Source organism: Aestuariibaculum sp. YM273, from assembly GCF_030908365.1.
GTDB classification, from domain to species: domain Bacteria; phylum Bacteroidota; class Bacteroidia; order Flavobacteriales; family Flavobacteriaceae; genus Aestuariibaculum; species Aestuariibaculum marinum.
In genome coordinates this window covers 2,516,147-2,531,034 of the sequence record NZ_CP133090.1, presented here as the reverse complement: position 1 = coordinate 2,531,034, position 14,888 = coordinate 2,516,147, and the positions used below count along the sequence as shown (strand labels likewise).

Here is a 14,888-nt window from a genome sequence, read left to right as displayed (position 1 = left end):
AAAGGGTTGCCAAACGGCAGCCCTTTTTTACTTTAACATTTAACTTGATATAATTATTTAAAAAAGTTCATCACACTTTTCACTTGTTCTTCATCTATATCTGCTCCTTGCATAAGCCCTGCCAGAGTTACCATTTTTTGAGGATTCATATCGTTTCCTAAAACACGTGCAATACCGAATCCATATTCTTTCGAACTCCCAAAAATTACCACCTCATCAGCTTCATCGTCATCTCCTATATATTTCATAACAATTCTATTCCCACGGTCACTGAATTCGATTAAATCCAAGTACTTTTCGTTACTCAAAATGGCCTTTACTTTATTCACTTCACTGGTGTAAGCATCGACATTCGTACTATCAGACTTGTAGCCTAAAAAATTTAATCGACTTACCGAATTATAGGCTTCCTTTTGATCTTCAGTAAATTCCGAGGTATCGATATTTAACATGGAAATTGGAATATCCTGAGATATAAAACTTGCTGATTCCTGATGGTCTACAAAATAACTTTGTAAACTTGGGGCATTACCGCAACCAACTAAAGTTAGTGCGGCAATACAACCTGTGATGATATAATGAACTGTTCGTTTCATGATTGATTAGTTTTTAATTTTATTTCTTCTTCTCTAAATGCTCTCCTCCGGAAATATTCATTTTCTCGGTAAGCTTCGAGATTTCATTAAGATCGATATCTCCAGTTAAAGACACCACTACTGTTTCAAAACGGCGCTTTTTACCGTTAATTTCAACATCGCTATCAATCATTTTATCCATACCGTTTACAAAGATTAACAGTTCTTTTACGTGGTCGGCATCTTTACCTTCCTTAACATAAAACTTCACTTCAGAACCATCGTCCTTTACTTCCATCAATTCTTCAAGAGCACTGGAACGTGATTTTACCCATTTGGTAATATCTGATGAAATATTAGCATTATCGGTAGTAATGGTTTTAAAACTGGTAATACTTTTTACCATATCCATATACGCTTTGGCTTCAGGATCGTCAACATTAATTCCCATCTTGGCTATCATTTGAAACATTTTAGGTTGGATAGATACATAAGTAACATCTGAATTCTCGTTGTATTTTTCGAAAATATCTTTTTGAGCCGTTGCTGCCATAGGCAATAACATTAAGGCTAATACAAATACTAATAATTTGCTTTTCATCAACTGTTTATTTAAATTAATTGTTTTCATTTGTTTCTTTTTTACTGTTGTTTAAAGGTCAAATGGAATGCCTTAAATATCATTTTCACTTTGAATATTTAAGCGTTTGGCATTTCATAATGTTCGTTTTTTTACTGATTGGTTTTAAAAATAATTCGCGTTGAGTTCTCTAACTCATTTAAATAATTTAGTGTTTCATATCCTTTTTCGTATTCATTTAAATACCCCACGGATGAAACCCCTTTGTTAAAATGACCAGAAATCATAGCTAAAGATTTAGCCACTTCATTGTAGGCCTCTTGCGGGTCTTGGTATGTTCCTAAATCACTATCTGATTTTGAAAGCGATTTAAAATAAAACCCTACCATTAGAACAGCTACTGCAGCAACAGAAATCCATTTATAGTTATATACCTTCTTAGTTTTTAATGGAACGTGTTTTGTAAATTGTTCTTCCTGGCTTACTTTAAAGTAGGTAAACATAGACTTATACACCTCTAAATGTGGCGGTACTGTTTCTTGCGCAAAATAGTTTTTTAACAGCTGCTCCTCTTTTAGCGATGTTTCGCCATTATCGTACTTTTCAAGTAACTTTTCTATATTATTTAATACCATAATTATGTGTATTAGTCAATTTCTCTCTAATTGTTTTTCTCGCTCTGGATAAGGCTACGCGAACTGCTGTATTATTCATCTCCAGCATTTCGGCAATCTCATCTAAATCGTATTCTTCTATATCGCGCAGTTGAACAATAAGTTTTTGCTGCTCGGGTAGTTCTTCAATAATCTTAGACACCCAATTTACACTGTCATTTGCTTCAACTTGCTTTTGTAAAGATGTATTGCCGTCTTCGTAATTACTATGAACAATTTTAAGATTTTGTGCTTGTTTGGATTTTAACTTATCGAAACAAAAATTCTTAGTCATTGTCATAGAAAAGGCTTCTACATTCTTATACCCTTCTATTTTCTTTTTATTATTCCATAATTTCAACAAAACCTCTTGTGTGGCATCTTCGGCTTCCTCTGTAGATACCAGTAAACGTTTAGCTAAACGGTATACTTTATCTTTAAAAGGCATCACAATATTTAAAAACTCTGTCTGAGTCATTTCTAGTTTTGGTTTTGGTCGGTTAAAATAGTTTTATTCCTGCTATTTGATATTACGACGAACGACTTTATATTTTGTTACAAAAAATTTTAATTTACCTAATAATGTCGTTACATTTACAACATTTCACCCTTATTGTATTGTTATGAAGATAGTAAAATTGCCCATTACCCTACTATTTGCTCTTATTTTTGGATTATCATTTTTATTTAGTTGTACCGAAAACGAGGAAACTGTTATTCAGGAAACTGAAGAAACCGAAGAAACCCCTGTCACCTTAAACAATGAAATCAATGAATTTGTTTGGGCAGGTTTAAATGAAGTCTATTTATGGCAGCAGGATGTACCCGATTTAGCTGATGATAAATTCACAACTTTTGATGACTATTACACCTTTTTAAATGGCTATAATACTCCCGAAAGTTTATTTGATGATTTACTGTACCAAATAGATGTTGTAGATCGATTCAGTTATATTGTAGATGATTACGTAGCCCTGGAGAACTCTTTTCAAGGCACCTCGAACTCTAACGGTTTAGATTTTCAATTAGTACGTTTATCAGGATCTGATGATATTTTTGGATACATTCGTTACGTGGCTAATAATTCTGATGCGGCCTCAAAAGACATTAATCGCGGTGAGTTCTTTCTAAGCGTAGATGGCCAACAACTTACTGTAAACAATTATATCGATTTATTATTTGGTAACAATAACACTTATACCTTGGGTATGGCTAATATCACCAATAATTCGATTGCTTTAAACGGTAAAACAGTAGAATTAACTAAAACCGAATTTACCGAAAACCCTATTTTAATTAATAAGGTTATTGAAACCAGTGGCGTAAAAATAGGCTACTTGATGTATAACGGGTTTGTTGCAAATTTTGACACTGAATTGAACAATGCCATAGCTGATTTAAAATCTCAAAGTATTAACGAGTTAGTTTTAGATTTAAGATATAACCCAGGTGGTTCTGTAAGATCAGCGATTAATTTATCGAGTATGATTACAGGACAATTTGTTAATGAAGTATTTTCAACCGAAGTTTGGAATAACAGGTATCAAGAATATTTTGAGACCAACGATCCAGAATATCTAATCAATCGATTTACTTCTGAATTATCCAACGGGACAACGATCAACTCGCTTAATTTAAATAAGGTGTATATTTTAACAACCGATGGGTCTGCTTCAGCAAGTGAATTAGTCATTAATTGTTTACGTCCCTACATTGATGTTATTCAAATAGGAACTGCAACCACAGGAAAATATACCGCTTCTATTACCTTATATGACTCCCCTAATTATGGTCGCGATGATGCCAACCCTAATCATACTTACGCTATGCAGCCTTTAGTGCTAAAGTCCGCAAACAAAAACGGGGATACAGATTATTATGAAGGCTTAACCCCTGATTACACTATTACATATCAAACAGGATCAGGAACAGCTGAAGGTGAAAACTTATTAAATTTAGGAACTTTAGGAGACGAAAATGAAGTGTTTTTAGCAAAAGCAATCTCCTTAATTACTGGGGCTACCAGTAAATTCACCGATACTAAGTCTAAAGCAGGTATTGCGATTAAACCTATCGCCGATGCTAAAGATTTCACACCATTAGGAAAAGGCATGTACAAGAATCTAGAGCAACCTTTCAAATAAATCATCTATAATTCAGTTATTAGGGAGGTAGTAATAAAAAGACAAACTCATAAAATATGATGCGAAACATAAAAATCGTGGCACTTCTGTGTCTGATTTCTATTTTAAATATTAGTTGTTTTGAAGACAATGACGATAATCAAATTGCGGCAAATGCTATAAGTGATTTTGTTTGGAAAGGCATGAATGTTTTCTACTTATATAAAGATAACATTACCGACTTAGCAAACGACCGCTTTTCTTCAAATGCTGAATATGCCGCATATTTAAACAGCTATTCAAGTCCGGAAAGTTTATTTGAAAGTCTTATTTACGAACGCGAAACTGTAGATAAATACAGTTGGATTGTAGACGACTATATTGCTTTAGAGCAACAATTTCAAGGCGTATCAACCAGTAACGGTATGGAATTCAAATTGTTCCTTCAACCTAATAGTTCTACAGATTTGGTTGGCATTGTTCGTTTAGTCCTAAACGATAGTGACGCCGAAGCCAAAGGTGTGCAACGTGGTGATATGTTTAATGCCATAAATGGTGTACCTCTTACCACTGCTAATTATTCAAGCTTACTATCGGCTTCCAGTTACACCATAAACTTAGCGACATACAATGATAATGGCACTGCCGAAAACACAGATGACACTGTTGATGCTTCCGGAGAATCTATAGATCTTAATAAGCTTGAATACGCCGAAAACCCAATTTACTACACAAACATTTACGAAATTAATGGTCAAAACGTGGGGTATTTAATGTACAATGGTTTTACTGCAAATTACGACACTCAGTTAAATAATGTTTTTGCTAATTTTAAAGCTAACAATGTGCAACACCTTGTTTTAGATTTACGATATAATCCAGGAGGATCGGTAAACTCTGCTATTCTTTTAAGTAGTATGATTACAGGACAATTTAATGGTGAAATTTTTAGTACCGAACAATGGAACAGTGACTTTCAAACCGCCTTAGAAAATGAAGATCCAGAATTGTTAATCAATAGATTTAAAAATAATGATGACGGAGCTGCCCTAAATAGTTTAAATCTGGACAAAGTCTATATCATCGCTACCAACGACTCCGCATCTGCGAGCGAATTGGTAATAAACAGTCTCGATCCATACATTAACGTGATGCATATTGGCGATTATACCACAGGGAAATATCAGGCTTCAACAACGCTTTACGATTCTGAAAACTTTACACGCGAAGGTGCTAATCCTAATCATACCTATGCCATGCAACCATTAATTTTTAAATCGTTAAATAAGATTGGGAACACCGATTACGATAACGGGCTAACGCCAGACATATTAATGAATGAAAGCTATCTTAATCTGGGAGTTATAGGTGATGTTAATGAAACTTTACTTGCTACTGCTCTAGCCGATATTACTGGAGCAACCAGTAAACTTACTCAACTTAAAAGTACCACGGGTCCTTCATTTACATTTTTTGAAGACAGTAATAGTTTTGAACGTTTTGGCAACGAAATGTACGTTGATAAACCGTTACCCAATAATATTTTAAATCATACCATTCTTGAATAAACACAAAACCTACTTTAACTGGAGTTCGGGTAAAGACTCTGCCTTGGCCCTTTATCATTTATTACTAGACGAACAATATTCAGTTGATGAATTAATAACAACCATTAATACACATTACAACAGGGTGTCGATGCACGGTTTACGAAAAGAGCTTTTAGAAGCGCAAACCAGAGCCATAGGTATTAAATCAAGTTTTATTGAACTACCTGAGATGCCAGATATGGCAACCTATGAAATGAAAATGCTTGAAACCGTCCTTAGATTAAAGAACGATGGCTTTACACATACAGCCTTTGGTGATATTTTTCTGGAAGACTTAAAAGCCTATCGGGAAGCACAGTTGGCCAAACAAAATATCTCGGCAGTTTTTCCCATCTGGAAACGTGATACCAAGGAATTAATGCATGAGTTTTTAGACTTAGGCTTTAAAACAGTTATTGTGTGTGCTAATTCTAAATATTTTAATGAGGATTTCGTAGGAACCGTTATCGATAAGGATTTTATTGAGAACCTTCCTAAAGGTGTTGACCCATGCGGAGAAAATGGTGAATTTCATACCTTTTGTTTCGATGGTCCTATTTTTAATCACCCCATACCATTTAGCATTGGCGAAAAAGTATATCGAGAATACGATAACCCAAACACCGATAATTCGGTTTGCGAAAGTGACAAATACGGCGTTTGGTACTGTGATTTAATTCCAGATTAAATGAAAAATTTCAACTTTTCAGGGGGTATCAAGATATAAAAAAAGCGTTCAAAATTGAACGCCTTTTTCATTTCAAAAATATGAGTACATCTATAAATTGATGTTCAATCCTAAGTTTACATTTCTACCTTTTGTCGTGTACCCCATAACTTCAATATAATCTTCATTGAATATATTGGTTACACCTACAAAAAGTTTTAACCTGTTCTCTAATAATTTATGACTGAAATATAAATCAACTAAAGAAAAAGTATCTAAATCTACATCTTGGTAGGTTGAAAAATCGGTATCCATTCTGCTTCCTACAAACTGATAATTTAGAGACGCATAGGTATTCGAACTGAAATTATATCCTAAACCTGCATTGGCTTTATGCTTAGGTAAGCGTAAACGTGTTCCATCAATCAATTCAGTAAATGTATAATTTGCTGTAAACGAAACTGAGTTACACGGTTTCACCTCAGCTTCAACCTCAACACCTTGTACTTTAGCATCAGTAGCTGCGTTTTCATAACCTGTAGTATAAATAATAGTATTTTCTTCGTCTCTATGAAAATATAAAGCGCTTAAACGAATGCCTTTTTCTGTATTAAACTCTAAACCACCTTCCATGGTTAAATTTTCCTCTGGTTCTAAATCAGGATTGGCACCATAATAACCAAATAACTGCGATAAATTAGGAGCAATAAATGACGTTGCATACGATCCGAAGGCTTTTACATATCCTTCATTTAAAGACACACTATAAGACGGATTCACATTATACACCAGATTCGAACCATACTCACTATGGTTATTTAAACGAGCCCCAGCATTAATATTCAATCCGAAGGGTGACACATAAACTGCATTTAAATAAGGATCGGTGTTGGTATAACTTTCTTCCTCGACAAACAAACTTTTATATTCGGTATAATTTAAACCAGCAATCGTATAAAACGTTTCGTTAAACACATATTTATTGAATGCATCAACTACAAAACTTTCTGCTTCATTAGTTGTAGTGTAATCAGAAATACTTTCTCTGTCTATTTTAGAGTAAGCGGCATTCACCTGAACGCTTCCGTTGGCATAGGTGAATTTAGGCGAAATCCCTACTCGCGTTTGTTCACTATGGTATTCATCGTCGGTATCTGCTAAAGTGTAAGAAGGCGCAGGAAAACCATCGATATCGGTTTTCAATTTATCATAACTTGCAAATGCCGAAATATTAAAAGCATCACTAAACTCGTACCCTAATTTAAGGTTAGTATTAAACCTGTTAAATGCATCCGCCTCTGGGTTATCAGATTTGGCTGCCGATAAGCCATCTACAAAACGATTTCCAAAACTTGCCAAATAATTAAATTTGTTAGCCGTTCCGTTTACCGACACATTATTGGTAAAACTCGACGGATTATAATCTAAATCCTCCTGAGATTGATTTGTACCAATTACAGACATAAAATTTCCGGCAACCGTGTTGCTTGAAGCTTTTTTTGTGGTAATACTAATCACTGCAGTTGCTGCAGCATTACCATATAATGTACTAGCCGCTCCCTTTATAATTTCAATAGATTCAACGGTGTTTAAATCGAAAAGACGTAAGTCGAACTCATTAGACACCAAAGAAGGGTCGTTAACTGCAATACCATCTACCAAAATTAAAACCTGCCTTGTACTACCTCCACGTACATAGTATCCTAAATTCTGACCTTCAACACTTCTGCTTCCGTTAATTTCAATACCACTTTTCGTATTGATTAATTCTGCAATGTTTTTTCCTTGATTATTTTCAATGTCCTGCTTTGAAATTTTTATTACTGTTTTACCAGAATTTTCACGCTTTAATTCGAAACGCGAATCGGAAATAACAATCTCATCTAACTGTTCAATTGTTGCTACTTCCTGATGTTGTTGGGCAAAACCAACCATCGATATACCAAAACACAGTACACCAAAAACATTTGTTTTTTTGTTCATTTTAATGAATAATTGCTCGAGAACCGCATGGATTTACATACGTAAACTTTTATCCCGAAAGTTTAACTTTATTGTTTTGAAAACTGGCAGGTCTCCTGACTTGCGTCTTCATGCTGGTCTTCCCAAAGATTATTCTTCAGTGACATTGAAGTTTTGCATGAAGCTTGATAGCTTACAGTTGCGGGAACAGTTCTGGAATTACACCAGATTCCCTTTTAATTCGTTGGCGTGAAGCCAACAAAACCAAATTTCGAAGCAAAAGTAAACCTTTTTGTCTAATGTTTTATTCAAAAGATTAATTAATCTTACTTTTGACACAAATTTTAGGTATCGTGAAAAGAACGACTTATATACTGCTAATTCTTATAACGCTATTAGCTTGTAAAAACAAGGTTAAATCCATTGAAATTTCAGAACAAAATAGCACTGAATTTCCACTTAACTATGCAAAAGGCTTTTCTGTAAGTGCTACAGAGTATTATAAAACCTTAACCATATCCAATCCTTGGCCAAATGCAGACAAAGTCTACAAATATGCTTTAGTTGAAGAAAGTATCCTTCCTGAAATTACACTAAACCGTGATGAATTCGATGGTATCATCACTCTGCCCATAGAAAAAATGGTGGTTACCAGCACCACACATCTACCCGCTTTAGAACTTTTAAATGTTGAAAATACCTTGGTAGGATTTCCAGGAACAGATTTTATTTCATCTGAAAAGATTAGAGAGCTCGTTGACGCAAAACACGTTAGAGAACTCGGAAAAAACGAAGGTATAAACACCGAAGTCTTGCTAGCAACACAACCTGATGTGGTTATTGGTTTTGGTATTGACGGTAAAAACAAATCTTTAGAAACCATTAAAAAATCAGGAATTCCAGTAATTTTTAATGGCGATTGGGTGGAAAATTCTCCTTTAGCTAAAGCCGAATGGATAAAGTTTTTTGGGGTTTTATTCAACAAAAAACAACAAGCTGACTCTATTTTTAAACGTATTGAAACCGATTATTTAGAAGCCAAAAAACTGGCTAAAAACACACAAACCAAACCGACTATTTTAAGTGGCGCCATGCATAAAGATATTTGGTATTTACCTAACGGAACAAGTACCGAAGCCCAGCTTTTAGAAGATGCTCATGCGAATTACTTGTGGAGTGATTCTAAAGGGTCCGGAAGTTTATCCCTTAATTTTGAATCCGTATTTACAAAAGCCAAAGATGCCGATATATGGTTGAGCCCTTCTAATTATACAAGTCTGGAAAGTCTTAAAAACGGAAATCCGCATCATGCGACATTTAAGGCTTTCCAAACTAAAAACATTTACTCCTTCACAAATACCACTGGAGCAACCGGAGGTGTTTTGTATTTTGAGTTGGGCATGACCAGACCAGACCTGGTTTTAAAAGACCTGATTAAAATTTGTCACCCGGAACTCCTGAAAAATTATGATCTTTACTTTTTTAAACGCTTAGAATAATTGACGCCCATAAAAACATATAACGTTCCTTTTTTAGTACTTGCAATTTTGTTGGTATTATGCTTTTTCATCAATATAAGTTTGGGCTCTATTTACATCCCAATAAAAGATGTTTTTAATAGTTTAATAGGTACTGAAACATCACAGGAATCCTGGCATTATATTATTACTAATTACCGCCTTCCAAAAGCAGTTACCGCCATTTTAGTTGGATCGGGTTTAGGTATTTCAGGTCTTTTAATGCAAACCCTATTTAGGAATCCATTGGCCGGCCCCTTTGTTTTAGGTATCAGTTCTGGAGCAAGTTTAGGCGTTGCAACCATTATTCTTGGATCTGGGTTATTCGGAACCGCATTTGCTGTCTTTTTAATGTCGAAATGGAGTATTGTGATTGCAGCCAGTTTAGGAAGTTTTCTAGTTCTTTTTGCGGTTTTAATTACCTCTTTAAAAGTTAGAGATACCATGGCGATTTTAATTATAGGATTGATGTTTGCCAGCATTACAGCTTCGGTAGTAAGTGTCCTCTCCTATTTTGGTTCTGCCGAACAGTTACAACAATATATCTTCTGGGGATTTGGAAGTTTAGGTAATTTATCGTGGCATGAACTTTTAATATTTGCTATCATTTACAGCTTCGGACTGTTAATTAGTATCGGATCCATAAAATCATTAAACACCCTACTATTAGGTGAAAATTACGCTAAGAGCTTAGGATTAAATATTAAACGAAGTCGCTTAGCCATCATTATTTCTACCAGTTTACTAGCAGGAACCATCACTGCGTTTGCCGGCCCAATCGCCTTTATTGGTTTAGCTATTCCGCATTTAACAAGACAGATTTTCAACACTTCAAATCACAAGATATTATTACCTGCTGTGTTTCTATTCGGGTCAATCATCATGCTCGTTTGCGATATTATTTCACAGGTACCAAATAGTGATTTAACTTTACCTATCAATGCGATAACGGCGTTAATAGGCGCTCCGGTGATTATCTGGTTATTGGTTAGAAAACGTAAAATGATATTTTAAATAGAATAATTTAAGTGGAACACAACGAACATCATATCATTTTAAAAACCGAAAATTTAAGCATTGGTTACACCTCTAAAAAGGAACAAACCATTATTGCCTCAAACATCAATATTGAATTGCACAACGGAGAATTAATTGGGTTAGTTGGTGCTAATGGTATTGGTAAATCAACCTTACTTCGTACACTTACAAAAGTGCAAAACCCGATTGCAGGCCAGGTGCTCATCAACAACAAGTCCTTAGAAAAACAGAGTGCCATTGATTTAGCTAAGATTTTAAGCTTGGTATTAACCGAAAAACTCATTTCTAAAAACTTATCGGTTTTCGAATTAGTGGCCTTAGGCCGACAACCGTACACCAATTGGGTGGGAAATTTAACTTCTGAAGATGTAGCCATTGTTAATCAGGCTTTAGAGCAAACACATATTGAAGATATCAAACACAAAAAATGTTTCGAACTAAGTGATGGTCAGTTGCAAAAAGTGATGATTGCACGTGCCTTATCTCAAGATACCGACTTGATTATCCTGGACGAGCCAACCACACATCTCGATATGTATCACAAGGCCTATATTTTAAAACTTCTTAAAAAATTAGCTAAGGAAACCAATAAAACTATTCTATTCTCCTCTCACGAAATCGATCTGGCCATTCAATTGTGTGATAGCATGATTGTCATGACTAAAGACCATGTTGAAATGGATCAACCCTGCAACCTGATAAGAAGCGGTGCATTCGAGAAATTATTCCCAAAAGACCTTATTACTTTCGATGAAAACACGGGAAGCTTCAGAATTAAAAAGTAGCATGACTTTCTTATTATCAGTATTTTAACTAAATTTATAACAAGACTTCCTCATAATCAATCAGTATCTGCACCTACTATTTAGGTAAACTACAACAACCCTAACCGATTGATATTATGAAAACTAAACTAGCTATTTTGTTTACAGCCGTTATACTGTATGTAACTATTTCACATAAAATAAACCACGAAGAGGCATTTGACTATAGTCGTAAAATTGGTACTAACTCTATTAGTTGTACATCAACAGCCTTTCTATTGAATAACATAGACTCTACAAAACAGATTGCACCACTTTTTGAAAATCTGGGTAACCATAGCTATAAGGTGAGTACAACAAATGCACTAGCACAACGATTTTTCAATCAGGGTATTCGCTTAACCTATGCCTTTAACCACGCAGAGGCCCATCGTTCTTTTATGGAAACGTCAAGATTAGACCCTAGTTGTGCCATGGCATATTGGGGACAAGCCTATACTTTAGGACCAAATATTAATGATCCGCAACCCGATGATGAACGCAAAAACAAATACAACGAAGCAATTGCTCAAGCTTTAAACCAATCTAAAAATGCCACACCTAAAGAACAAGCACTCATAAAAGCCTTAACACATCGTTATTCCGAAGATTTAACCAAAGAAGTGAGTGAACTGAATATGGCGTACATGAAAGCTATGGAAAAAGTGGTTGCTCAATATCCTAACGATAGCGATATACAAACCCTCTATGCTGCATCGGTAATGAATACGGTACGATGGAATTATTGGGACAAAAATGGCAACCCTTCTCCAAATATCACTGAAGCAAAAATGGCATTGGAAAAAGCAATAAAATTAGACCCGGATAACCCTGGCGCTCATCATTATTATATTCATATGGTGGAACTACCAAAACCAGACATGGCAGTACCCAGTGCAGAAAAACTCGCCTCGTTAATGCCCGCTGCCGGACATATTGTACATATGCCATCCCATATTTACATAAGAGTTGGTCGTTATAAAGATGCCGTTGAAGCCAACCAAAAAGCCATTCTTGCTGACGAAGATTATATTTCACAATGCTTTTCGCAAGGCATGTATCCGTTAGGCTATTATCCCCATAACATTCATTTTTTATGGTCTGCATCCAGTTTATTAGGAAATAGCCAACTCGCCATTGATGCCGCTAAAAAAACCGCCGAAAAAGTACCCGTTGGCGAAATGAAAGACCTTCACTTTTTACAAAACTTTGCCTCTACACCACTATTGGCTTACACCCGATTTGGGAAATGGAACGACATTTTAACCTACCCAAAACCCAATGACGATATCAAGCATTTAAAACTCATTTGGCACTACGCCAGAGGGATTGCATTTACCCGAAAAAATAATTTAAAGGATGCCAAAGAAGAATTAGAAGCTATTGACGCTTTAGCAAACGATCCGGACATGGAAAACAATATTGCAACCGGTTTCGATAGCGGCACCACCTTAGCAAAACTGGCTTATGAAATTGTTTCAGGAGAAATTGCCGCAAGGACCAAAGATTATAACACAGCTATTACCCATTTTGAGAAAGCTGTTTCAATTGAAGACAATCTCATTTACAATGAACCTTCGGCGTGGCATATTCCGCCAAGACAAAATTTAGGTGCTGTTTTACTAAAAGCCAAACGATATTCTGAAGCCGAAAAAGTCTATAAAGAAGACTTGGTAAACTTAAGACAAAACGGTTGGTCGTTAATGGGGTTATACAATAGCTTGGTTGCCCAAGGTAAAACCAAAGACGCTAAAAAAATAAAAAACGAATTTAATAAAGCCTGGCAAGACAGTGATATAGGCATAACCACATCGGTGCTGTAAATAACTTTTAAAAATTCAACAGGATATACGTTCGTAAAAAATTTATCTTTGAATAAATTCTTTTTTACATGAACGACAACCTTATTCTTATTCTTGCCATAATCATTTCGGCGGGTATCGGTGCCTATATCGGTATGCTTATCAATAAATTAAAAGGAAAAAGTGAGTTGAGCACTTTAACCGAACGCAACAATACTTTACAACAGCAATTAGGTGATATTAAGCAGGCCGCGCAACAGGATCTCGATAAACAAACCGAATTGTTCAACAAACAGGTTACAGAATTCAAAGAAGCAATTTCTAAAATTGAGAATGAACGTGAAGATATTCGTCGCGAAAAAGAATTTTTAAATTCTGAATTGGCTATCAAAAACACCGAATTCGAAAATTTAAAACTTAAAAATGAAGAGCAAAAAAGTGAAGTAGAAAAGCTTCAGGAAAAATTCAGTAAAGAGTTTGAAAACTTAGCTAATAAGATTTTAGACGAAAAATCAGAGAAATTCACCCTTCAGAATAAAGAAAACCTAAAACATATTTTAAACCCCTTACAGGAAAAAATACAAGGCTTCGAGAAAAAAGTTGAAGACTCTCAAAAGGAAAGCATCAGTATGCATTCGGCTTTAAAAGAGCAGTTATTAGGATTGAAAGACCTGAATCAGCAAATGACTAAAGAAGCCACTAACCTAACCCGAGCTTTAAAAGGTGACAGTAAAATGCAGGGGAACTGGGGCGAATTAGTACTGGAACGCGTGCTTGAAAAATCGGGGTTAGAAAAAGATCGCGAATATTTTGTTCAGCAAAACTTTACTTTAGATACTGGTGCTCGCGTGTTACCGGATGTAGTTTTACACCTGCCGGATAATAAAAAAATGATTATTGACAGTAAGGTATCTTTAGTTGATTATGAACGTTTTGTAAATGCAGAAGACGAGGACAAACCTCAGTTTTTAAAAGCGCACGTCAACTCTATAAAAAAACACGTCGATCAACTTTCGGAAAAAAATTATCAGGATTTATACGATATCGAATCGCCAGACTTCGTATTAATGTTTATCCCTATAGAACCTGCTTTTGCTGTGGTGGTTAATGAAGATAATAGCATCTACAATAAAGCCTTTGAAAAGAATATTGTTATTGTTACCCCTTCTACCCTTTTAGCGACGCTTAGAACCATAGACACCATGTGGAATAACGAAAAGCAACAACAAAATGCGATTGAAATTGCTACGCAAGCTGGTCGTCTTTATGATTCATTCGTCAACCTTACGGATGAATTGATTAAAGTAGGAAAACAAATTGGAACCGTTCAAACATCGTATGAAAGTGCCATGAAAAAACTAACCGGAAAAGGTAATTTGGTGTCTCGCGTTGAAAAACTAAAAGTTTTGGGTGCTAAGGCTAGCAAACACCAAAATGAAAAACTCCTAAAACGAGCCGAAGAAGAATAAGCTTATTCATTAAAAATGGATTAAAACCATTAAAACACCTGTATTCCACAGGTGTTTTTTGTTTACATTATTTTCAAGGAGCCCTTGATATAATTGAGAAAATTATTCTA

13 protein-coding genes and 1 riboswitch are annotated in these 14,888 nt (G+C 35.2%); of the genes, 8 read left to right on the top strand and 5 right to left on the bottom strand.

Going from position 1 to position 14,888, the window contains the following annotated elements:
• Positions 1-53: 53 nt before the first annotated feature.
• The 4 genes from RBH94_RS10890 to RBH94_RS10875 all read right to left on the bottom strand — a co-directional run bounded on the left by RBH94_RS10890 (position 54) and on the right by RBH94_RS10875 (position 2,286).
• Positions 54-596, bottom strand: coding sequence for a DUF4252 domain-containing protein (locus RBH94_RS10890; RefSeq protein ID WP_307880920.1), 543 nt, complete (start codon positions 594-596; stop codon positions 54-56).
• Between the two features lie 19 nt (positions 597-615).
• Positions 616-1,206, bottom strand: a complete 591-nt coding sequence (locus RBH94_RS10885; RefSeq protein ID WP_307880919.1) for a DUF4252 domain-containing protein — start codon at positions 1,204-1,206, stop codon at positions 616-618.
• Between the two features lie 101 nt (positions 1,207-1,307).
• Positions 1,308-1,790, bottom strand: a complete 483-nt coding sequence (locus RBH94_RS10880) for a hypothetical protein (protein ID WP_307880918.1) — start codon at positions 1,788-1,790, stop codon at positions 1,308-1,310.
• Positions 1,777-2,286 carry an RNA polymerase sigma factor gene (locus tag RBH94_RS10875; RefSeq protein ID WP_188223659.1) on the bottom strand — a complete coding sequence of 170 codons (510 nt, stop codon included), beginning with the start codon at positions 2,284-2,286 and terminating at the stop codon, positions 1,777-1,779. Before RBH94_RS10875 ends, RBH94_RS10880 begins: the two co-directional genes overlap by 14 nt.
• 145 nt (positions 2,287-2,431) lie before the next feature.
• Here RBH94_RS10875 and RBH94_RS10870 point away from each other — a divergent pair, with 145 nt between their 5' ends.
• Genes RBH94_RS10870 through RBH94_RS10860 form a run of 3 tightly spaced genes read left to right on the top strand, consistent with a single transcriptional unit; the run spans position 2,432 to position 6,208 of the window.
• Positions 2,432-3,952, top strand: coding sequence for a S41 family peptidase (locus tag RBH94_RS10870; protein WP_307880917.1), 1,521 nt, complete (start codon positions 2,432-2,434; stop codon positions 3,950-3,952).
• A gap of 56 nt (positions 3,953-4,008) precedes the next feature.
• On the top strand, positions 4,009-5,499 hold the full coding sequence (locus tag RBH94_RS10865; protein ID WP_307880916.1) for a S41 family peptidase: 1,491 nt from the start codon (positions 4,009-4,011) through the stop codon (positions 5,497-5,499).
• Positions 5,492-6,208, top strand: a complete 717-nt coding sequence (locus RBH94_RS10860) for an ATP-binding protein (protein WP_307880915.1) — start codon at positions 5,492-5,494, stop codon at positions 6,206-6,208. The genes RBH94_RS10865 and RBH94_RS10860 overlap by 8 nt, the downstream gene beginning before the upstream one ends.
• 90 nt (positions 6,209-6,298) lie before the next feature.
• Here RBH94_RS10860 and RBH94_RS10855 read toward each other — a convergent pair whose 3' ends face one another.
• Entirely contained in the window at positions 6,299-8,170 is a 1,872-nt protein-coding gene (locus RBH94_RS10855) for a TonB-dependent siderophore receptor (protein ID WP_307880914.1), read from the bottom strand.
• 67 nt (positions 8,171-8,237) lie between these two features.
• Positions 8,238-8,424: riboswitch (cobalamin riboswitch) on the bottom strand.
• A 57-nt stretch (positions 8,425-8,481) separates the two neighbouring features.
• On the opposite strand from RBH94_RS10855, the gene RBH94_RS10850 reads away from it, so the two are divergent.
• The 5 genes from RBH94_RS10850 to rmuC all read left to right on the top strand — a co-directional run bounded on the left by RBH94_RS10850 (position 8,482) and on the right by rmuC (position 14,778).
• Positions 8,482-9,648, top strand: coding sequence for an ABC transporter substrate-binding protein (locus RBH94_RS10850; RefSeq protein ID WP_307880913.1), 1,167 nt, complete (start codon positions 8,482-8,484; stop codon positions 9,646-9,648).
• Positions 9,649-10,680, top strand: coding sequence for an iron ABC transporter permease (locus RBH94_RS10845; RefSeq protein ID WP_307880912.1), 1,032 nt, complete (start codon positions 9,649-9,651; stop codon positions 10,678-10,680). It abuts the gene before it with no gap.
• A 14-nt stretch (positions 10,681-10,694) separates the two neighbouring features.
• A complete protein-coding gene (locus RBH94_RS10840) occupies positions 10,695-11,489 on the top strand; it encodes an ABC transporter ATP-binding protein (protein WP_307880911.1) in 795 nt (264 codons plus the stop codon).
• A gap of 116 nt (positions 11,490-11,605) precedes the next feature.
• Complete coding sequence (locus RBH94_RS10835) at positions 11,606-13,330, top strand: hypothetical protein (RefSeq protein ID WP_307880910.1); 1,725 nt, start codon at positions 11,606-11,608, stop codon at positions 13,328-13,330.
• 68 nt (positions 13,331-13,398) lie between these two features.
• Positions 13,399-14,778, top strand: a complete 1,380-nt coding sequence (gene rmuC / locus RBH94_RS10830) for a DNA recombination protein RmuC (RefSeq protein ID WP_307880909.1) — start codon at positions 13,399-13,401, stop codon at positions 14,776-14,778.
• The last annotated feature ends 110 nt before the right edge of the window (positions 14,779-14,888 follow it).

Coding starts and splice junctions, on each gene's coding strand:
- RBH94_RS10890 (WP_307880920.1), bottom strand. CDS start 596: ATGAAACGAACAGTTCATTATATCATCACAGGTTGTATTGCCGCACTA.
- RBH94_RS10885 (WP_307880919.1), bottom strand. CDS start 1,206: ATGAAAACAATTAATTTAAATAAACAGTTGATGAAAAGCAAATTATTA.
- RBH94_RS10880 (WP_307880918.1), bottom strand. CDS start 1,790: ATGGTATTAAATAATATAGAAAAGTTACTTGAAAAGTACGATAATGGC.
- RBH94_RS10875 (WP_188223659.1), bottom strand. CDS start 2,286: ATGACTCAGACAGAGTTTTTAAATATTGTGATGCCTTTTAAAGATAAA.
- RBH94_RS10870 (WP_307880917.1), top strand. CDS start 2,432: ATGAAGATAGTAAAATTGCCCATTACCCTACTATTTGCTCTTATTTTT.
- RBH94_RS10865 (WP_307880916.1), top strand. CDS start 4,009: ATGATGCGAAACATAAAAATCGTGGCACTTCTGTGTCTGATTTCTATT.
- RBH94_RS10855 (WP_307880914.1), bottom strand. CDS start 8,170: ATGAACAAAAAAACAAATGTTTTTGGTGTACTGTGTTTTGGTATATCG.
- RBH94_RS10835 (WP_307880910.1), top strand. CDS start 11,606: ATGAAAACTAAACTAGCTATTTTGTTTACAGCCGTTATACTGTATGTA.
- rmuC (WP_307880909.1), top strand. CDS start 13,399: ATGAACGACAACCTTATTCTTATTCTTGCCATAATCATTTCGGCGGGT.